Genomic DNA, 20,056 nt, shown 5'->3' with positions numbered 1-20,056 from the left:
GGAGTGGAAGCGGAGTGGTTCTGGCGATGTCCTGGCTAAGCGATTAAGTCACACTTAACTTCTGGGCGCAGCTTGGGTGTCGCTCGGCGGCCCGGGGTATACTACCCCGGGCCGCTATGTTATAATAGCTCCCGGAAGGGGAGAGCGCAGATGCCGCCCTTTGTTTTGAAGTCTGATTTTGCGCCCCAGGGCGACCAGCCCCGGGCCATCGCCGCCCTGGTAGAGGGGCTGCAAAAGGGTTACCGGCACCAGACCCTCCTCGGGGCCACCGGCACCGGCAAGACCTATACCATGGCCCAGGTCATCCAGGCCGTGCAGCAGCCCACCCTGGTCCTGGCTCCCAATAAGACCCTGGCGGCCCAGCTCTGCGGTGAATTCCGGGAGTTTTTCCCCAACAACGCCGTGGAGTATTTCGTCAGCTATTACGACTATTATCAGCCGGAGGCCTACGTGCCCCAGACGGATACCTATATTGAAAAAGACAGCTCCATCAACGACGAGATCGATAAGCTGCGCCACTCGGCCACGGCAGCTCTTTTTGAGCGGCGGGACGTTATCATCGTGGCCAGCGTCTCCTGCATCTACGGCCTGGGTTCCCCGGAGGACTATAGCACCCTGATGCTCTCCCTGCGGGAGGGCCAGGAATACGACCGGGACGCCATTTTACGCAAGCTGGTGGACATCCAGTACAGCCGCAACGACTATGACTTCAAGCGGGGCACCTTCCGCGTCCACGGCGACGTCATCGAGATCTTCCCGGCCTCCTTTACGGAGAAAGCAATCCGGGTGGAAATGTGCGGCGACGAGGTGGAACGCCTGCTGGAGATCGACACCCTGACAGGGGAGATCCTGGGCCAGCGTCGGCATGTAGCCATCTTCCCGGCCAGCCACTATGTCGTGGCCGAAGACAAGATGGAGCGGGCGCTCAAGAGCATTGAGGCCGAGCTGGCGGAACGCCTGGAGGAACTGCGGCGGCAGGGGAAACTCCTGGAGGCCCAGCGCCTGGAGCAGCGGACCAACTTCGACCTGGAGATGATGCGGGAGGTCGGCTTCTGCAAGGGGATTGAGAACTACTCCCGCCACCTGACGGGCCGGGCGCCGGGGGAGCCGCCCTATACCCTGCTGGACTACTTTCCCCGGGACTTCCTGTTAATGATCGATGAATCCCATGTTACCGTGCCCCAGATCGGGGGGATGTACGAGGGCGACCGCTCCCGGAAGACGACCCTGGTGGAGTACGGCTTCCGCCTGCCCTCGGCCCTGGACAACCGGCCCCTGACCTTTGCGGAATTCAGCCGGCACGTACATCAGGTTGTTTACGTCTCAGCGACACCCGGCCCCTACGAACTGGAGCACTCCCAGCAAGTGGTGGAGCAGATCATCCGGCCCACCGGCCTGGTGGACCCGGAGGTCCTGGTGCGGCCGGTCAAGGGGCAGATTGACGACCTCCTGGCCGAGATCCATAAACGGGTGGAGAAAAGCCAGCGCGTCCTGGTGACGACCCTGACCAAGCGCATGGCTGAGGATTTGACGGACTACCTGCGGGAGGCCGGCCTCAAGGTGCGCTACATGCACTCGGATATCGGCGCCATCGAGCGGATGGAGATCATCCGCGACCTGCGTCTAGGGGTCTTTGACGTCCTGGTGGGCATTAATTTACTGCGAGAGGGCTTGGACCTGCCGGAGGTTTCCCTGGTGGCCATCCTGGACGCCGATAAAGAGGGTTTTCTCCGTTCGGAGCGTTCCCTTATCCAGACCATCGGCCGGGCGGCCCGTAATGCCGAGGGCCAGGTCATCATGTATGCCGACACTATTACCGCTTCCATGCGCCGGGCCATCAGCGAGACCAATCGCCGCCGCCGGATCCAGCTGGAGTATAACCGCCAGCACGGCATCACCCCCCGGACCATCAGCAAGCCGGTGCGGGAAGTCATTGAAGCCACCCGGGTGGCGGAGGGGCCGGCTCGTTATGATGCCGGGGACGGGGAAAAGACGAAGAAAAAACCTAAACTGAGCAAGCGGGAGATGCGCTCCCTCATCAGCCAGCTGGAGAAGGAGATGCGCGCCGCCGCCAAGCAGCTGGAGTTCGAGCGGGCGGCCGAACTCCGGGACGCCATCCTGGAGCTGCGCCTGCAAGCCGGGTAGTGCTACAATAGATAAAGGTGATTAAAAAGGTGATTAAAATTGAAGTTTATTGCCGATCTTCATATTCATTCCCATTACTCCATGGCGACCAGTAAAGACGCCAACCCGGAGAACCTTTATCGCTGGGCCCGCCACAAGGGTGTGACCCTGGTAGGCAGCGGTGATTTTACCCATCCGGGGTGGCGGCAGGAACTCCGGGATAAGCTGGAGCCGGCTGGAGACGGGTTGTACCGCCTCAAGGACGAACTCTGTCGCCAGGTGGAGGAAGACCCGGTATCAGGGCTGACGCCGGCGGGGCTTACCGGCGGTGGTAACCAGGCTGGCAACCTGGAGGGGGCAGCCGCCGTTTCCAGTTACCTCCCCCAGGAAGCCACCGGCCGGCCAGTGGTACGTTTTATCATCAGCGGGGAGATCAGCACCATCTATAAACAGGGGGGACGCACCCGCAAGGTCCACCACCTTATCCTCCTGCCGGGCTTGGAGGCGGCCGCAAAATTGAGCCACCGCCTGGAGGCGATCGGCAACCTCCACTCCGACGGCCGGCCCATCCTCGGCCTGGACAGCCGCCGGCTCCTGGAGATGACCCTGGAGGCCTGCCCGGAGGCCATCTTCATTCCGGCCCACATCTGGACGCCCCACTTCTCCCTTTTTGGTGCCAATTCGGGTTTCGCCGCTATGGAGGAGTGCTACGGCGACCTAACGCGGTATATCTTTGCCGTGGAAACCGGGCTCTCCTCCGACCCCCCGATGAACTGGCGCCTGGCAGCCCTGGACCGGTTGACCCTGGTATCCAACTCCGACGCCCACTCACCCCGGCACCTGGCCCGAGAAGCCAACCTTTTTAATACGGATCTGACCTACCCCGCTATCCGCCAGGCCCTCCAGGACCGGGTAGGAGACGGTTTCCTGGGAACCCTGGAGTTTTTTCCCGAGGAGGGTAAGTACCACTACGACGGCCACCGCAACTGCCAGGTCTGCTGGCAGCCGACCCAGACCAGGGCCGCCGGGGGTATCTGCCCTATGTGCGGCCGCAAGCTCACCATCGGCGTCTTGCACCGGGTGGAGGAACTGGCCGATAGGGAGGCAGGGTTCCGGCCGCCTGCCGCCCGACCCTTTGAAAGCCTGATCCCCCTGCCGGAGGTCATTGCCGCCGCCCTGGGCATCGGGGTGGCCAGCAAAAGGGTTACCAGGGTCTATTTTAATTTAATCAACACCCTGGGACCGGAGTTGGCAGTTTTGCGCGAGGTGCCCCTGGAAGCCATCGCCCGGGTGGCCGGCTCCCTGGTAGCCACGGCCATCCAGCATATGCGTACCGGCGAAGTGGAGGTCCATCCCGGTTTTGATGGCGAATACGGCAAGGTTTTCCTCATGCGGCCGGAGGAGCGACAACTCCTTATAGGGGAGCCGCGCCTTTTTACGGAAGAAGCTACTGCCGTACCTGCAGCGACCAGGGGTGATAGGCCGGAAACGGTCCTTCCCGGCCCGGCTGGTGCAATTGCAGCAAAATTCGCCCCGAATCCTTCCGTGGGCGGCGCACCCCCGGTCCTAGCGGCGCCGGCAGAACGTGCGAACCGGCAACCCCTTAATCCCGAACAGCAAGCTGCCGTAATGGCGGCGGACGGACCGGTGGTGGTCGTGGCCGGGCCGGGCACGGGCAAGACCCGCACCCTGGTCTACCGGCTGGCTTACTTGATTAAAGAGAGGGGTGTAGACCCGGGGGAGATCGCTGCCGTCACCTTCACCAACAAGGCCGCGGCTGAAATCCGCCAGCGGGTAACCGATCTGCTGGGAGAGAGGGAAGGAGTGGCTGCCCTGACGGTGGGGACCTTCCACAGCATCTGCCTGGACCTCCTCCAGGCCGGCATGGCGGCCGGGGGGCAACCGTTATCCCCTATAGCCCAACCGGAACCGGCTGACTACCACCGCTCCTTGGCCATTATCGACGAGGTTGACGCCCGGGAAATCCTGGCCGAAGTCCTGGTAGAAGATAGAGGGCAGGGACGGCGGGGGGTGGCTACTCTGCAGCGACAGCTCTCCCTCCTGAAAGGTCGCGGCCTTTTCCCAGATGCCCCGGAGGTACCGGACGACCTGCGCCCCCTCTACCGGGCCTACCAGGAGCGGCTGGAATCTTACGGCCTCATTGATTACGACGATATCCTCCTGCAGGCCCTGGCGCTTCCGGGGGTTACCCCGGTGGCTGCGGGGACAGCCGGGACTACCCCAAACCCGAGGCCTGTTCCCTTTACTCATCTCTTGGTGGACGAGTTCCAGGATGTCAACGCCGTCCAGTACCAGCTGGTCAAAAAGTGGGCTGGAGACGGGGAGAACCTCTTCGTCATTGGTGACCCCGACCAGGCCATCTACGGTTTTCGCGGCGCCGATTACCGCTTTTTTGGCCAGCTCCTGCAGGACTTTCCCGCGGCCCGGCTCTTCTACTTGCACTGGAATTACCGCTCGACGCCGGTTATCCTCAAGGCAGCCGCCGGGGTGATCGCCCACAACCCGGTCGAGGGCCCCCTGGCTGTCACTCGGGCCGAACTGGCGGCTGCCGCCTCCGGGCCGGCAGGAGCTTTATCGACGCCGGGTGATGGTTCGTCCAAGCAGGCAACTACCCCTGTTAAACCGGCAGCCACCTTGAAATCCCCGGTGCCGGTGGGGAGGGTGAATCCCCATGTCCCTCAATCCGGGTCCTTACCGCTAGTTGACGGAGCAGGCCTAGAAGTTACGGCACCTAATTATAATGGGGCGGGTCTGGAGGGCGTCCACCCGCAGGGTTCCCCCATTATCTACCTGGAAGCCCCGGGAGAGACGGCGGCGGGAATAGCCCTTGTCAGGGAGATCGACCGCCTGGTCGGGGGCACCACCATGCTCCAGGCCCACGGCCAGGGCCGGGGGGCGAAAGGAGGCCCGGAGCCCGGGGAGGGGGAAAGCTACAGCTTCAGCGATCTAGCCGTTCTCTGCCGCACCGGGCGCCAGTTGGAGTTCCTGGAGGAATGCTTTTTAAAAGAGGGGCTGCCCTATCGCATCGTGGGCCGGGAGAGCTTCCTGGAAGCAGCCCCGGTCCGGCAGGCCCTGGCTTTTTGTCGCTGCCTGGTCAATCCGGCTGACGACTTCTACCTGCTGCAATGCCTGACCAGCCAAAGGGGCATCAACCGGGAAACAGCTGCCCGGATCGGGGAACTGGCCCGGAATCTTGGGGTCCCGGCCTGGCAGGTCATTAGTGGACTCGCCGGTGGTGAAGTAAACCCGTCGGAATCCCCCAACGAACCTGCAACTTGCAGAAATCACCGTGAGGCGTTTCCCGGCGAACCTGCAACCGGGGTAAACCACCCCGGGGCGTTTCCCTACGGGCCGGCACTGCGCAATCGCCTCCAGGCCTTTATTGCTACCCTGACTGCCTACCGGACCGCCCTGGAGGAGCAGTCTCCTGCCGATCTCCTGGCCCGTTGGGCCGGGGAACGCGGCCTGCAGGAAGAAGAGTCCCTGGCCCGGTTAATCCGGGTAGCAACGGGCTTTGCTGACCTACCCACTTTCTTGCGTGGGGTCGTCCTGGCCGGAGAGGCCGACCATGAGCGCCGGGGATCAAGTACCCTTTCTTCAGAGGTAGTTACCCTCATGACCCTGCACGCCGCCAAAGGGCTGGAATTCCCGGTGGTCTTCATTGCCGGCCTGGAGGAGGGAGTGTTGCCCCTGCGGGAACGCCAGGGGGCGAACCTGACTCCGGAGGAGATGGCCGAAGAACGCCGCCTCTTCTATGTCGGCATGACCCGGGCCCGGGAGTTGCTGTACCTGGTAGCGGCCCGGAGAAGGGAGCAAGCCGGTGCTGCAGTACCGGCAGAGCCTTCCCCCTTCCTGCGGGAGATACCGGCCGGTTGCCTGGTGACGCGGGTCTGGGAAGCCGGGGGTAAAAGTAAGGGAAATAAAGGTGAGGCAGGAGAGGACACGCGGTTTAAGCAACTGAGCCTGTTTTAAGGGGGACTACCCAGGCGAACAAGAAAATGCCAGCGGGGAGCGGAAGTAGTGATGGGGTTTTAAAGGGCCCGGGCGGACGGGTAAACCTCTTCCACGGCGGCTATAAAGAGGTCGACCAGGTTGGGGTCGTAAAGGCTGCCGGCGTGTTTTTTCAGCTCCAGGTAGGTTTCGTAGGATTTGAGGGCGTGGCGGTAGGGGCGATCGGAGGTCATGGCGTCAAAGCTGTCGGCCAGGCGGACGATACGGGCCAGCAGGGGAATGGCCTCGCCGGCCAGGCCGTCGGGATAGCCGGAGCCGTCGTAGTTCTCGTGGTGGGAGCGGATAATGGGGGCGATAGATTTCATGGCAGCAATAGGCTGGACCATGTCGCTGCCCCAAATAGTGTGGCGCTGGGTAAGCAGCCATTCCCTGCTATCCAGGGGCCCGGCCTTGGTCAGGATGGCGGTTTCGAGCTCGATCTTGCCGATATCGTGGAGGTAGGCCCCGTAGCGCAGGGTATCCTTTTCTGCCTCGGTGAGGCCCAGTTTCTGGGCCAGGGCCAGGGCGTAGGACATAACCCGTTCCGAATGGCCGAAGGTGTAGCGATCCTTGGCGTTGATGAGGGCCACCAAGGTTTGCAGGGCAGGGAAAGCGTCCTTGATCTTCAGGGCGCTGATCTCGCTCAAGACGGATTGGTAGAGGTAGGTATGGCCTCTGCTGTATTTGGCCCGAAAAAGGTCGTTTTCCGCCGCCCGGATGAGCAGGGAGACCTCTTCGCCGTCGTCGGGATAAACGGCAGCCCCTAGGGAGATGGTAAAGGGTTTACCGTTGGACCAGCCATCCCCCGTCAAGGAGGCGGAGGCCCGGACGATAACCCGCGCCGTTATACCGGTGGCTATTTTTAGGGCCTCGTCCTTGCCCTTGCCGGGCATAACTAAGGCAAATTCATCGCCGCCATAACGGGCGGCATAGAAAGGCTCCCCTATTGCCTCCTGGAGCAACCGGCCGGTGGAACTCAGGATCTCATCGCCCCGATGGTAACCATAGATGGAGTTGTAGTATTTAAACTGGTCGATGTCCATAATGATAATGGCCAGGGGTTCCCGGGCCACCTCCGCCGTTTGTAACGACTGGGTGAGCCTTTCCTGCAGGTAGCGGTAGTTATAAAGCTCTGTCAACTGGTCGTAGTCGGCCAGCTGGAGTAACTCCTGCTGGGTCTTTCTTTCCACCTCCATCAGGCCGCCTACCAGCCAGGCCACCAGGGTAGTGACGCCGGCGATAACGATATTAGTTTGAAAGACCTCCGGCAGCAGGTGGTGCAGCACCCGGTAATCGACGAAAAAAAGGTAGGTGCTGGCCAGGGCCGCCGTGACAGTGCCCGCTTTCTTGCCGAAAGCGGTCGCCGTGATGATTACCGGGATAATGATTAAAAACCTTACTTCCAAAAAATTCTGGCTATGCCAGATAAAGGTAAGGGTTAAAGGGAAGATAATAGTGAGGAGCAGGATTTCGTCGGTTTTGGATTGATCAAAGAGGGTAACTTTCGAGATAAATTTACGTGTAACATAAATAACGATTCCTAAGCAAAACATAATTAATAAGAAGCTAAGGCGCATGGATATTGCAATACCTAAGCTTATATTATAATAGCTAAAAATAACCATTAGAAAGATTAAAAGGCAAATAATATGGGTAACCAATATATACTCCGATATCTCGGTAATCCTTCTCTTTTCCCATAACCGCATAGTCGTTACTCCTGTCGCGGATGTAAACACCATTATCTTTAAAGATAATGGTGTTTACAGTAGAGTTAGTAAACTGAACTAAATATCGATGCCGGGAGGGCGGGTTCCCGGTATTATTGTACCATTGATGAAACCTGTTATTTTTTCAGGGCAGCAGGAACCTCGGGTTGGTACCACCATACTGTGCAAGCAGGTTTAATGGTGGTCAGGGCCACCAGGGTCAGGAAGCTGAAGCAGGCAGGCAACAGGCGATAACAGAGGCGTTTCATACGGTTATTCCTCCTTTGGCCATGAGGTTATCTATCAGAATGGCAAACCAGTGCCCCGCCCTGGTTAAACTAAAGGTTTGCCACCCCAGACCCAGGCTGAGGGCCAGGATAAAGGGAACAGCTCGCATCGTCACCAGGATTAAAACCTGGAGGACGGCAATAAAGACTACCAGCACTAAAGAGAGAGCGCGCAGTCGCCGGCGTTCCGCCGGGGAGGTGATGGGTTTGGCCGGGGAATCCACCGGCGCCCGGCGCCAGATAACAACGACGGCTATTATAAACCCGGCCAGGATCATTACCCCCAGGCCGGCCGGGGTAAACAGGGGCGCCGCCAGGGCCGCCAGCTTCCCCAGCAGGGGGGCGACGATCATCCCCAGGAGGTTGCAGGTCAACGGGGAGCGGCTGTGGGCGCCGCCGGCCCAAAGGCGCAGGCTCGCCGCTGCCAGGGTGACAGCCAGGGTGAGGGCCAGGACCCCCAGGAGCCAGCCCACCAGGCAGATGGAGAGGAAGCCGGTGACGGTATAGACCAGCATCTGCAGGCCAAAAAGGGCGATGGCCTCTTCATCGGAGTTCAAGTTGAGGTGTTCCTTTAAGTAGGCGGCGGCCGGACGCGTCAGGGAGAGTTTCAGCATGTCAAGCCCTTCTTGAGGTTGTAGTAGTTTTTGCCCAGGGCCACCAGCAGTAAGAGGATCTCGTAGGGCAGGGCGAAGGCCGCCCTGAGGAAGGGGTTGGCGAAGCTCTCCTCATAATTTAATCCAGTTAGCTTTAAGAGCGGCCCGGTATAAGCCAGCTCGGCCGCTGCGACTATGGCGACACATATCAGCACCGCCAGGAAGGTCCGGCTGAGCCGGGTCCCGGTTAGAAGCCGGGTATAGACGGCCAGGGAGATAATCAGGATTACCGAGTGCATGCCGAAGGCGATGGGCAAATAACGGACCAGGTTGGTCAGGGTTTGCAGGACGGCCACCGCCAGGATCCGCCTATCCCGCAGGCGGATATTTAAGAGGCTGAAGACGACCATGGCCTCGACCAGGCTTTCGGGAAAGTCCTGGAGGACCAGGGCGGTTAGCGCGTGCGTCAGGCTCTCGGATAGCATAACAGACCCCATTACGTTTAAAGATTGTTATTCCCGCGGCCGGGCCTGGCCGCCATAGCTTGGTTACCGCTTATAAGCAAAAAATTTTTGCCCGCGGAGCAGCGCCTGCTAATAGAGGTAATATTTTCCCTCAGGTAAGTATTAGTTCGACACCGGCAGGTTTTTTCCTGCTTTTATCTTTTTCTTAGATACGGAAAAGTAGTTAAGGGGAGGAGTTCCATGGCCGCTTTCATCGTACCGGACGCCTGATTCAAAAAACTGGCCGCCGACAGCCGGACCAGTGCGGTATGTTTCCCCGGGCATTTATGGTATAATACTGCCGGGAATTAAGGCCCTGAAGATGCCCATGCCGTCGTCGCGGCATCAGCAGAAGGATGGAAACGGTAAACAGTGTTATTCCCAGTGTTGGATTGGAAACGGGTGATATAATACGGCCAGGGATAAGATCATTATTAAAGGGGCGCGGGCCCATAACCTGAAGAATATCAACGTGACCATCCCCCGGGACCAGCTAGTGGTCATTACCGGCCTCTCCGGCTCGGGTAAATCCTCCCTGGCCTTTGACACCATCTACGCCGAAGGCCAGCGCCGGTATGTGGAATCCCTGTCCTCTTACGCCCGGCAATTCCTGGGCCAGATGGACAAACCCGACGTGGACGTCATCGAGGGGTTGTCCCCGGCCATCTCCATTGACCAGAAGACAGCCAGCCACAACCCCCGCTCCACCGTGGGCACGGTGACGGAGATTTACGACTACCTGCGCCTCCTCTTTGCCCATATCGGCCGCGCCCACTGCCCGGTCTGCGGCCGGCCTATTGCCCCCCAGACGGTCTCCCAGATGGTGGACCGCCTGCTGGCTTACCCGGAGGGGACTCGCCTCCAGGTGCTGGCGCCCCTTGTCCGGGGCCGCAAGGGCGAGTACCGCAACGCCCTGGAGGAGATTCGCCGCCAGGGTTACGTCCGCGTCCGGGTGGACGGGGAGATTCGGGAGGCCAGCGAGGATATCCGCCTGGCCAAAAATAAGAAGCATACCATTGAAGTCATCGTTGACCGCCTGCAGGTGCGGACCGGGGCGGCCGGCCGCCTGGCGGAATCCCTGGAGACGGCCTTGAAGCTGGGTGACGGCGTGGTGGTCATTGACATCGTCGGCCAGGAGGAGTTTTTGTTAAGCGAGAAGTTCGCCTGCGTGGAGTGCGGCGTCAGCCTGCCGGAGATTACCCCGCGGCTTTTTTCCTTTAATAATCCCTACGGCGCCTGCCCGGCCTGTACCGGCCTGGGGATTACCATGAAGGTGGACCCTGACCTGGTCATCCCGGACCCCAGCCTGACCCTGCGGGAGGGGGCCATTGTCCCCTGGAGCCGCGGCAACAATGGCTACCCGCAGATGCTGGAGTGCCTGGCGGAGCACTATGGTTTCAGCCTGGATGTGCCGGTCCGCGAGCTGACGCCGGAACACCTCCAGGTGATTCTCTATGGTTCCGGCAAGGAACGGATCAAATTCCGTTATACCAACCGTTTCGGCGACCGGCGGGCCTATGAGGCCCCCTTTGAAGGGGTCATCCCCAACCTGGAACGGCGTTACCAGGAGACCCAGTCGGAGTGGTCAAGGGCGGAGATTGAGAATTACATGAGCCAGCAGCCCTGCCCGGCCTGCCGGGGGGCGCGCCTGAAACCCGAAGCTCTGGCCGTCACGGTCGGCGGGCTGAATATCTGCGAACTCACGGCCCTGGACGTCCGGGCGGCGGCCGCCTTTTTGCGCCACCTGGATTTGAGTGAGCGCGAGGAGATTATCGCCCACCAGATTTTAAAAGAGATCCTCGCCCGGCTGCAGTTTTTACTGGACGTGGGCCTGGATTACCTGACCCTGGACCGGGCGGCGGCCACCCTTTCCGGGGGCGAGGCCCAGCGCATCCGCCTGGCCACCCAGATCGGTTCCCAGCTCATGGGGGTCCTTTACATCCTGGACGAGCCCAGTATCGGCCTGCACCAGCGGGATAACGCCCGGCTGATCGCCACCCTGAAGCACTTGCGCGACCTGGGCAACACGGTCATCGTCGTCGAACACGACGAGGATACCATGCGCGCCGCCGATTATATTGTCGACATTGGTCCCGGAGCCGGTGAGCACGGCGGCCGGGTGGTGGCCGCCGGGTCGGTGCCGGAGGTCATGGCCAACACCCATTCCCTGACGGGCCAGTACCTGAGCGGCCGGCGGCGTATCCCGGTGCCGGCGGTCCGGCGCCGTCCGGGGGATAAATGGTTGACCATTAAGGGCGCCGGGGAACACAACCTTAAAGGTATCGACGTCAGTTTCCCCCTGGGCCTCTTCATCGGCGTGACCGGGGTCTCCGGTTCCGGTAAGAGCACCCTGGTCAATGAGATCCTCTATCGCGCCCTGGCCCAGCGTCTCAACGGCGCCCGGACCAACCCCGGCACCTTCGCCGGGATTACCGGTACCGAGCACCTGGAGAAGGTTATCGAAGTCGACCAGTCGCCCATCGGCCGGACGCCCCGTTCCAACCCGGCCACCTATACCGGAGTTTTTGACGACATCCGCGCCCTTTTCGCCGCCACCCCGGAGGCCCGGACCCGGGGTTACAAGCCGGGGCGTTTCAGCTTCAACGTCAGGGGCGGCCGCTGCGAGGCCTGCGGCGGTGACGGCATTATCAAGATCGAGATGCATTTCCTGCCTGATGTCTACGTACCCTGCGAGGTCTGCGGCGGCAAGCGTTATAACCGGGAGACCCTGGCCATAAAGTATAAGGGTAAATCCATCGCCGACATCCTGGCCATGACTGTGGACGAGGCGGCCGAGTTTTTTGCCGCCATTCCCCGGCTGCACCGGCGGTTGAGTACCCTCCAGGACGTAGGCCTGGGGTACATCACCCTGGGCCAGCCGGCCACCACCCTCTCCGGCGGCGAGGCCCAGCGGGTGAAGCTGGCTACGGAGCTGGCCCGGCGCAGCACCGGTCGTACCATGTATATCCTGGATGAGCCTACCACCGGCCTGCATATGGCTGATATCGAGCGCCTGCTGAACGTCCTGCAGCGCCTGGTAGATGCCGGGAATACGGTGGTAGTCATCGAGCACAACCTGGATGTCATTAAATCAGTCGACTATATCATTGACCTGGGACCGGAGGGCGGCGCCGGCGGCGGCCGGGTGGTGGCCACTGGTACCCCGGAGGAGGTCTGCCGGGTGGCGGCCTCTTATACGGGCCAGTTCCTGGCCCCTATCCTGGCACGGGATCGCGACCGGCCGGCCCAGGAACCCCCGTTAGCCGGACAGGTCAATCAAGATCTGGAAGAACACCAGCCTCTACCCCGGGTGGTGGGCCAGGAGTAGGGTACAGGCCATTACTTGAACCCTGTTTACGGAGGAAAGCCTCATGGCGGCATACCGCCACAATGTAAACATGAAAATAGCTGCCAGATATCGCTATGGCTGGCGGCACAGGCTCAGGCTCCGGTGGTTCTCGGCTAGCAAACTTGGCGCTCAGCCTTCCGCGGCGGCGGGGGTGGCTTGGCTTTATTCCTTTGATCAATCATAGCGGAGGGTGCTACTTTATGCTTCTAAAGCCACTAAACGATCCCCATCCCGTTCACCGCCGCCGCGGTGCGGCTTCGCTGAGTTTGCTGACGCCTCGAACCAACGTCGCCTTTCGCCTGTACCTCCCAGCCCATTAGTGGCTGTTAGCACCAATTTCCACAGCAGACCTACTTTCGGAGGAAACCCATGGATCTGGAGGAGAAATTGGCACGGCTGCCGGACCACCCCGGCGTCTATCTAATGCGCAATACCAGCGGGGAGATTATCTATATCGGCAAGGCCTCCTCATTGAAAAACCGGGTGCGCTCTTACTTCCGCGGCCAGCACCAGCCGCGGACGGCAGCCATGGTCAGCCATATCGCCGACTTTGAGTATATCCTGACGGACAACGAGGTCGAGGCCCTGGTCCTGGAATGCAACCTGATCAAAGAGCACCGGCCGCGTTATAATGTTAGCCTGAAGGACGATAAAAGCTACCCTTATATCAAGATCACCACCCAGGAGGATTTCCCCCGCATCCAGGTGACGCGCTCCCTGAGCCGGGATGGCTCCCGTTACTTCGGACCCTATACCAACGTCGGTTCCCTCAAGGAGACCCTGAAGCTCTTGCGCGGCCTTTTTCCTATCCGGACCTGCCGGGACACCCCCCTGCAACCCCGCAGCCGGCCCTGCCTCAACGCCCACATCGGTCGCTGTCTGGCCCCTTGTGCCGGTCAGGTAGGCCGGGAGGCCTACCGGGAGGCGGTGGAGAATGTGATCCTATTTCTCGAAGGCCGGCATACGACCCTGGTCAAAGAGTTAAAGGAACAGATGGAAGCCGCCGCCGAGAAGTTAGAGTTTGAGAAGGCGGCGCGGTTGCGGGACCAGCTCCGGGCGGTGGCGGAGGTCTCGGCCAAACAAAAAGTGGCCGCCGCCAGCGGGGAGAATAGCGACGCCATCGCCTTTGCCCGGGAGGGCGAGGCCGCCCTGGGCCTGATTTTTTTCAGCCGGGGCGGTAAGGTCAGCGGCCAGGATCACTTCTTCCTGACGGGCAGCGACGGCCTATCCCGGGGAGAGGTCATGGCGGCCCTGTTGAAAGAGTATTACAGCCGTGGCGTGGAGATTCCCCCGGAGATCCTTCTCCACGACGAGCCGGAGGACGCTGCCACTATCGCCAGCTGGCTGGGCCGCCTCCGGGGTGGTAAAGTTAGCTTGAAGGTACCCCGGCGGGGCACCAGGTATAAGCTCTTACAACTGGTCCACGCGAACGCCGTCAATCTCCTCCAGGAACACCTCCTGGCCCGCCGGCGCCAGGAGGAGGGGAGCAAGGCGGCCCTCTTGGAGCTCCAGGAAATCCTGGGGCTACCCCGGTTGCCGCGGCGGATGGAGGCCTATGATATTTCCAACTTCCAGGGCACCAACCAGGTAGGGGCCATGGCCGTTTTTATTGACGGCCGGCCCCAGCCCGCCGCCTACCGCCGTTTTCAGATTAAAACGGTCCAGGGACCTAACGACTTTGCCTCCCTGCAGGAGGTTTTGAGCCGCCGTTTCCGGCGGGCCGCCGGGGGGGATACCCGTTTCACTGAATTACCGGATCTGGTCCTGATTGATGGCGGCCCGGGCCAGCTCCACGCCGCCCGGGAGACCATGGCCGCCCAGGGGGTGGAGGCCATCCCTACCATCGGCCTGGCCAAGGAGGAGGAGCTGATCTTCCGGGTGGATAACCCCGAGCCCCTGCGCCTGCCCCGGGATAGCCGGGCCCTGCAGACCCTACAGCACCTGCGGGACGAGGTCCACCGCTTCGCCATTAGCTATCACCGGGAGAAACGGGAAAAGGGGGCCTACCGTTCGGTTTTAGATGATATCCCCGGGGTGGGTCCGGCAAGGAAGAAGGCTTTACTGCGTCATTTTGGCTCTGTCGCCGCCATCAGCCAGGCGACGCTGGAAGAATTACTGGCCATGGAAGGGATGAACCGGGCGGTAGCTACCCGCATCCTGGCCGGCCTGGGGAGGAAGATTGATGGGGAAAATTAAACTGGTAGCCCTTGACTTGGACGGGACGCTCCTGACAGACGCTGTCACCCTTGAGCCCCGGGCCAGGGAAGCTATCAGGCGGGTTAAAGATCAAGGCGTGATTGTAACCCTGGCCACCGGGCGCATGTTCAGCTCGGCCCGGCCCTATGCCGTCGAATTGGGACTGGAACTGCCCCTAATAGTCTATCATGGCGCCCAGGTGCGCCACTCCGGGACGGGAGCGGTGCTTTTTGAGCGCACCATCCCCCGGTACCTGGCCCTGGTTTTGATCAAGAAGATTAAGGAATTCAACTATGCCTATAATGTGTACTGGGACGACCGGCTCTATGTGGAGCGCATCCAGGCGGAGAACGAAGAGTATGCCTGGCGGGCCGGGGTGGAAGTGCACCAGGTGGAGGATATGGCAGCCCTGCTAGAACAGCAGCCGCAGGGTCCTCTGAAGATTGTCGCCCTGAACGAAGGTCCTGCCCTGAACCCCTTGGAGGCAGCCATCCGCCAGGAGGTGGGGGACAGCATCTACATTACCCGCTCCCTGCCCACCTACCTGGAGCTCCTGCACCCGGAGGTTAACAAGGCCCGGGGGCTGCAAGCCCTGGCGGAACTGGAGGGCATCAGGCCGGACGAGATCATGGTCTTCGGTGACAGCTATAATGATGTTCAGATGTTCCGTTACGCCGGCCTGGCCGTGGCCATGGCCAACGCCCCGGCCGAGGTCCGGGCGGCGGCCGATTACGTCACCGGCAGTAATAACGACGGTGGCGTCGCCCAGGCCCTGGAGAAATTCATCCTGCAGGAAGGTGCCTAAAACATCTCTTTTTTAATGGTTTAATGGTTTAATGGTTTAATGGAGGGGAGAGCATATGGCAGAATCCAAATACCCGCGCCTGGTGATTGTCACCGGCCTGTCCGGGGCCGGCAAGACCCAGGCCGTACGCTGCCTGGAAGACCTGGGCTTCTTCTGCGTCGACAACCTGCCCCCCTCCCTCATTCCCGGCCTGGTCGACCTCCTAGGCCACCCTAGTAAAGAAGGGGAGGGGATCACTAAAGTCGCCCTGGTGATGGATATTCGCGGTGGGGAGTTTTTTACCGGCCTGGATGCCGCCCTTAACTATCTGGATGGTCTGGGCATCCCTTACGAGATCCTTTTCCTGGAGGCGGCCGATGAGATCCTGGTGCGGCGGTATAAAGAGACCCGGCGGCGCCATCCCCTTTCCAGCGGCGGCCAGATCCTGGAGGGTATTCTTGAAGAACGGCGCCGCCTGGAGGAGCTGCGTGGCCGGGCCAGCAAGATCATCGATACCTCGGAACTGACGCCCCGCCAGCTAAAGGAGCAGGTCGCCGAGCTTTTTGGTTCCAGCCGGCGGCAGCTCATTATCAGCATCATCTCCTTCGGTTATAAATATGGCATTCCCCTGGATGCCGACCTGGTAATGGACGTCCGCTTTTTGCCTAATCCTTTCTATGTCCCTGCCCTGCGGCCCTTTACCGGTCACGATCGTTGCGTCAAGGATTTCGTCCTGGCTGCGCCGGCCACCCAGCAATTCATGAAGCAGTTCACCGCCCTCCTGCGTTTCCTGATCCCCCACTACCTGAAGGAGGGCAAGTCCCACCTAGTCATTGCCATCGGCTGTACCGGCGGCCAGCACCGCTCGGTCGCCCTGGCCAATAAGTTGGGGGAGCTTCTCCAGAGCGAAGACTACGTGGTGACAGTCAAGCACCGGGACGTGGTCCATTACCTGGGTGCGGGCAACCGGCGGTAGGCTCATGCAGCCTGGAGCTGTTTCCTGCTGGTGGCATCTGATTATCAGCTCTCGGGGGGTTGGGGCTTGGAGGGCTTAAAGTGGCTTTATCCGGGGCTTAAGATTAAACGCTGGCTGATGCTGGCTATCCTCGGTTTGTTATTGCTAGTGTCGGGCCTAACGGTCATCCTGGGGATTACCCTGCTGGCCAGCACTGAAAGAGGCTTTACCTGGTTTATCATCCATACCCTGGGCAGCCTGGGCTCACCCCTGGTGGGGGGGCTGCTGGCCGTGGCCCTGGGCCTGGCCTGCGTTATTATCAGTGTAAGGCACCTGGCCCGTTCCATTATCCAGGTCCTGCTCCCCGGCCAGATGGCCAATCCCTGGCAGGTTTTTTGCCGGCGCCAGTATTTGGCCCGGGGGCCCCACCTGGTGGCTATCGGCGGGGGGACCGGGCTGGCCGTTCTCCTGCGAGGCTTAAAAAACTATACCCGCAACCTGACGGCCATTGTCACCGTGGCCGATGACGGTGGCAGCTCCGGTCGCCTGCGCCAGGAGTTGAATATCCCGCCGCCAGGGGACATTCGCAATTGCCTGGTGGCCCTGGCCGACACGGAAAGCCTGATGGAGGACTTGTTCAGCTATCGTTTCCGCCAGGGGGAAGGCCTGGCCGGCCACAGCCTGGGGAACCTCCTTCTGGCGGCCATGACAGATATGGCCGGCGATTTTGACCTGGCCATCCAGGAGTTGGCCCGGGTCCTGGCCGTAGGGGGGCGGGTGATCCCCTCGACGACCAGTCTCGTGATTATGGGGGCCGAGTTGGCCGACGGCAGCACGGTCCTGGGGGAGAGCAACATCCCCCTGGTCGGCAAACCCATTAAGAGGGTTTTTTTGCAGCCGGCCGCCTGCCGGCCGCCGGCAGCGGCCCTGGAAGCCATCACCCGGGCGGATGCCGTGATTATTGGCCCGGGGAGCCTTTATACCAGTGTCCTGCCTAACCTGCTGGTGCCGGGGATAGCCAGGGCTCTCCGGGATACGCCAGCCCCCGTGTTTTATGTCTGCAACATTATGACCCAGCCCGGGGAAACGGATGGTTATACAGTAGCCGACCACCTACAGGCCATTATTGATCACTGCGGGTGGGGGATAATAGATACCGTTATTGCCCATAGCGGCCCCATCTCCCGGTCCGCTCGGCGACGGTACGGCGCCAAGGGGGCGCGGCCGGTCCTGATTAACGGGCCGGCCATCGCCAGAATGGGGGTCGAGCTGCGCCGGGGCTGGCTGGTGGACGAGACCCATGTCGTCCGCCACCATCCCGAGCGCCTGGCTAGCCTAGTTATGGAAGAGGTCTACCGGCACCAGTCCCGCAGCCGGCAGCGCCTGGTCTACCTGTTGCGGGAAAAGTTTCATCACCTGGCCAGGTAGGTAGGAGATAGCACCGATGGCCTTATCCTTTTCCCTCCAGACCAAGGAAGAACTCGCCCGGGTCAAGGCCCGCCGCCCCTGTTGCCGGGAAGCGGAGCTAGTGGCTTTCTTACGCCTGGGGAACCTGGAAGCGGTCACACCGGGAGGGGAGACTGTACTCTTCACCACCACCCATCCGGCCCTGGCGCGCAAGGTCTACTCCTTGGCCAGGGAAGTTCTGGCCGGCCCGGTACAGGTCAGGAGCAGCCGCCGGCAGGGGAGGAGCCGGCCGATCCTGAAGGTTATTACCCTGGCCAACCCGATCACCATCCGGGCCTGGCTGCAAGCCAGATCCCAGGTACCGGAATATCCCTGCTGCCAAGCTGCCTTCCTGCGGGGGGCTTTTCTGGTTACCGGGTCGGTGAATAAACCCTCCGGGACCCATCACCTGGAGTTTCTCCTGCCAGATGCAGAACAGGCCGGGCAGGTGCAGTCCCTCATGCAGCAGCAGGAACTGGAACCCCGCCTTAGCCGCCGCCAGCGGGGTTATGTTCTTTATCTGAAGGACAGCGAGCAGATTATCCGCGTTTTGAGTTTAATGGGGGCCCACAGCGCCGTCCTGGCCTACGAGAATACTCTGGTTTACAAGGATATGCGCAACCGGGTAAACCGCCTAGTCAATTGTGAGACAGCCAACCTGAGTAAAACCGTGGAGACCGGCCTGCGCCAGGCTGAGAACATTCGCTACTTGGTGGCCACCCTGGGCTGGGGCTTCCTGCCGCCGGGCTTGCAGGAGATAGCGGCCCTGCGGCTACAGCATCCCGAGGCCAGCTTGAAGGAATTAGGGGAGATGCTCCATCCCCCGGTGGGGAAGTCAGGGGTTAATCACCGCCTGCGCCGCCTGGAGCTCCTGGTCAAGCAAGTGCGCAACCGGGGAGGTATAGGGCATGCGCCGGACGACGACCTTTCCCGTTCACGGCCATAACGCCATGGCCGCCTGGCGACAGGTGGCCCCCCTCTGGCGGGTGGCGTGGAATTTTTACTGGATTACCATCAGCCGTTACCTGCCCTTTTTATCCTTGAAAGCCTGGCTCCTGCGCCACCTGGTGGGGATGGATGTGGCACCTTCAGTGGCAGTGGGGGTTATGGTTATGCCCGATATCCTGCGGCCGGACCTGATCCATATCGGCCCGGAGACCATTATCGGCTATAACGCCACCATCCTTACCCACGAGTTCCTGCCCCGGGCTTACCGCCTGGGGCCGGTGGAAGTTGGCGCCCGGGTCCTCATTGGCGCCAACACCACCATTTTACCCGGCGTGCGTATCGGCGACGACGCCATCATCGGCGCCGGGGCGGTGGTCACCGGGGACATCCCGCCCGGGGTCCTGGCTGTTGGTGTCCCGGCGCGGGTTAAGGGGCCGGTGTCAGGTTAGCCTGCCAGGAATTGTTTAACTGAAAGAGGTAAACAAGGGTCAATGGGAATAGCGACCGGGTCCGGGCAGCACTTCCGGCAGAATTTTTATTTCTGGCTGCGCCATCTCCTTTGGGAGGACCCTTACCAGGACTGGTTCCTGGTCACTTTGCTGGTCATCAACCTGCTGGGCTCCATCTATGGCTACTACTGGTACCATGAGCAGCTCCTGGCGACGCCGTGGTTCTGGTGGCCCTTTACACCTGACAGCCCCCTGGCGACAACCCTCTTTACCCTGGCCCTCTTCCTGGCCCTGGGGCGCTGGGAAAGCGGCCTGTTGCGGCTGGTGGCGGCGGTAGCGGTAATGAAATACGGCCTCTGGGCCATAGTTATTATTACCGATTTCTGGCGCGCCGGGGCGGCGGTGACCCCGGTGGAGGCCGGCCTGTGGCTCTCTCACTTGGGCATGCTGGCAGAAGGCTATCTCTTCCTGCGCCACTGGCCGGCGGTGCCCTGGCAGCTGGGGGTGATCGCCCTATGGCTGATCATTAACGACAGCGTTGATTACGGCCTGGGGCTGCATCCCTACCTCTTCCGGCCGGATCAGGAGGGCCTGGCCCTGGTAACGGCAACCGCCATCAGCCTGGCGGCCATCCTTTATTTGGTTTGGCGCATAAAGTGGCCCTCACGGGCAGGAAAAAGCGCCGCCGGAAACGAATAGTAT

Annotated in this window: 14 protein-coding genes; 10 read left to right on the top strand and 4 right to left on the bottom strand. The window is 61.1% G+C overall.

Annotated elements, in window-relative coordinates; translation table 11 throughout:
• Positions 1–150: 150 nt before the first annotated feature.
• Complete coding sequence (uvrB, locus tag SDD30_RS08415; protein ID WP_434074476.1) at positions 151–2,145, top strand: excinuclease ABC subunit UvrB; 1,995 nt, start codon at positions 151–153, stop codon at positions 2,143–2,145.
• Between the two features lie 81 nt (positions 2,146–2,226).
• Positions 2,227–6,117, top strand: coding sequence for a UvrD-helicase domain-containing protein (locus SDD30_RS08410; RefSeq protein ID WP_434074530.1), 3,891 nt, complete (start codon positions 2,227–2,229; stop codon positions 6,115–6,117).
• Between the two features lie 59 nt (positions 6,118–6,176).
• On the opposite strand, the gene SDD30_RS08405 is transcribed toward SDD30_RS08410, so the two are convergent.
• The 4 genes from SDD30_RS08405 to SDD30_RS08390 all read right to left on the bottom strand — a co-directional run bounded on the left by SDD30_RS08405 (position 6,177) and on the right by SDD30_RS08390 (position 9,209).
• A complete protein-coding gene (locus tag SDD30_RS08405) occupies positions 6,177–7,688 on the bottom strand; it encodes a diguanylate cyclase (RefSeq protein ID WP_434074475.1) in 1,512 nt (503 codons plus the stop codon).
• A 293-nt stretch (positions 7,689–7,981) separates the two neighbouring features.
• A complete protein-coding gene (locus tag SDD30_RS08400; protein ID WP_434074474.1) occupies positions 7,982–8,113 on the bottom strand; it encodes a cyclic lactone autoinducer peptide in 132 nt (43 codons plus the stop codon).
• The gene (locus SDD30_RS08395; protein WP_434074473.1) at positions 8,110–8,745 is read right to left on the bottom strand and encodes an accessory gene regulator ArgB-like protein; all 636 of its coding nucleotides are present in this window, start codon (positions 8,743–8,745) and stop codon (positions 8,110–8,112) included. The genes SDD30_RS08400 and SDD30_RS08395 overlap by 4 nt, the downstream gene beginning before the upstream one ends.
• The gene (locus SDD30_RS08390; protein WP_434074472.1) at positions 8,739–9,209 is read right to left on the bottom strand and encodes a hypothetical protein; all 471 of its coding nucleotides are present in this window, start codon (positions 9,207–9,209) and stop codon (positions 8,739–8,741) included. Before SDD30_RS08390 ends, SDD30_RS08395 begins: the two co-directional genes overlap by 7 nt.
• 445 nt (positions 9,210–9,654) lie before the next feature.
• Here SDD30_RS08390 and uvrA point away from each other — a divergent pair, with 445 nt between their 5' ends.
• The 8 genes from uvrA to SDD30_RS08350 all read left to right on the top strand — a co-directional run bounded on the left by uvrA (position 9,655) and on the right by SDD30_RS08350 (position 20,053).
• Positions 9,655–12,555 (top strand): excinuclease ABC subunit UvrA, encoded by a 2,901-nt coding sequence (gene uvrA / locus SDD30_RS08385; RefSeq protein ID WP_434074529.1) that lies wholly within the window; start codon positions 9,655–9,657, stop codon positions 12,553–12,555.
• Positions 12,556–12,945: 390 nt separating this feature from the next.
• Positions 12,946–14,772: an excinuclease ABC subunit UvrC gene (gene uvrC, locus SDD30_RS08380; protein ID WP_434074471.1), complete on the top strand. Its 1,827-nt coding sequence runs from the start codon at positions 12,946–12,948 to the stop codon at positions 14,770–14,772.
• Positions 14,759–15,577: a Cof-type HAD-IIB family hydrolase gene (locus SDD30_RS08375; protein WP_434074470.1), complete on the top strand. Its 819-nt coding sequence runs from the start codon at positions 14,759–14,761 to the stop codon at positions 15,575–15,577. The genes uvrC and SDD30_RS08375 overlap by 14 nt, the downstream gene beginning before the upstream one ends.
• Before the next feature lie 55 nt (positions 15,578–15,632).
• A complete protein-coding gene (rapZ, locus tag SDD30_RS08370) occupies positions 15,633–16,532 on the top strand; it encodes an RNase adapter RapZ (RefSeq protein ID WP_434074469.1) in 900 nt (299 codons plus the stop codon).
• A gap of 66 nt (positions 16,533–16,598) precedes the next feature.
• Positions 16,599–17,939: a gluconeogenesis factor YvcK family protein gene (locus SDD30_RS08365; RefSeq protein WP_434074468.1), complete on the top strand. Its 1,341-nt coding sequence runs from the start codon at positions 16,599–16,601 to the stop codon at positions 17,937–17,939.
• A 16-nt stretch (positions 17,940–17,955) separates the two neighbouring features.
• The gene (gene whiA / locus SDD30_RS08360; RefSeq protein WP_434074467.1) at positions 17,956–18,903 is read left to right on the top strand and encodes a DNA-binding protein WhiA; all 948 of its coding nucleotides are present in this window, start codon (positions 17,956–17,958) and stop codon (positions 18,901–18,903) included.
• The gene (locus tag SDD30_RS08355) at positions 18,866–19,354 is read left to right on the top strand and encodes an acyltransferase (protein WP_434074466.1); all 489 of its coding nucleotides are present in this window, start codon (positions 18,866–18,868) and stop codon (positions 19,352–19,354) included. The genes whiA and SDD30_RS08355 overlap by 38 nt, the downstream gene beginning before the upstream one ends.
• A 42-nt stretch (positions 19,355–19,396) precedes the next feature.
• On the top strand, positions 19,397–20,053 hold the full coding sequence (locus SDD30_RS08350; protein WP_434074465.1) for a DUF1405 domain-containing protein: 657 nt from the start codon (positions 19,397–19,399) through the stop codon (positions 20,051–20,053).
• The last annotated feature ends 3 nt before the right edge of the window (positions 20,054–20,056 follow it).

This window comes from Moorella naiadis (nom. illeg.), from assembly GCF_051020825.1.
Taxonomy (GTDB): Bacteria; Bacillota; DSM-521; order Neomoorellales; family Neomoorellaceae; genus Neomoorella; species Neomoorella naiadis.
The sequence above is the reverse complement of the archived record's forward strand: the minus strand, read 5'-3'. Positions and strand labels throughout refer to the sequence as shown.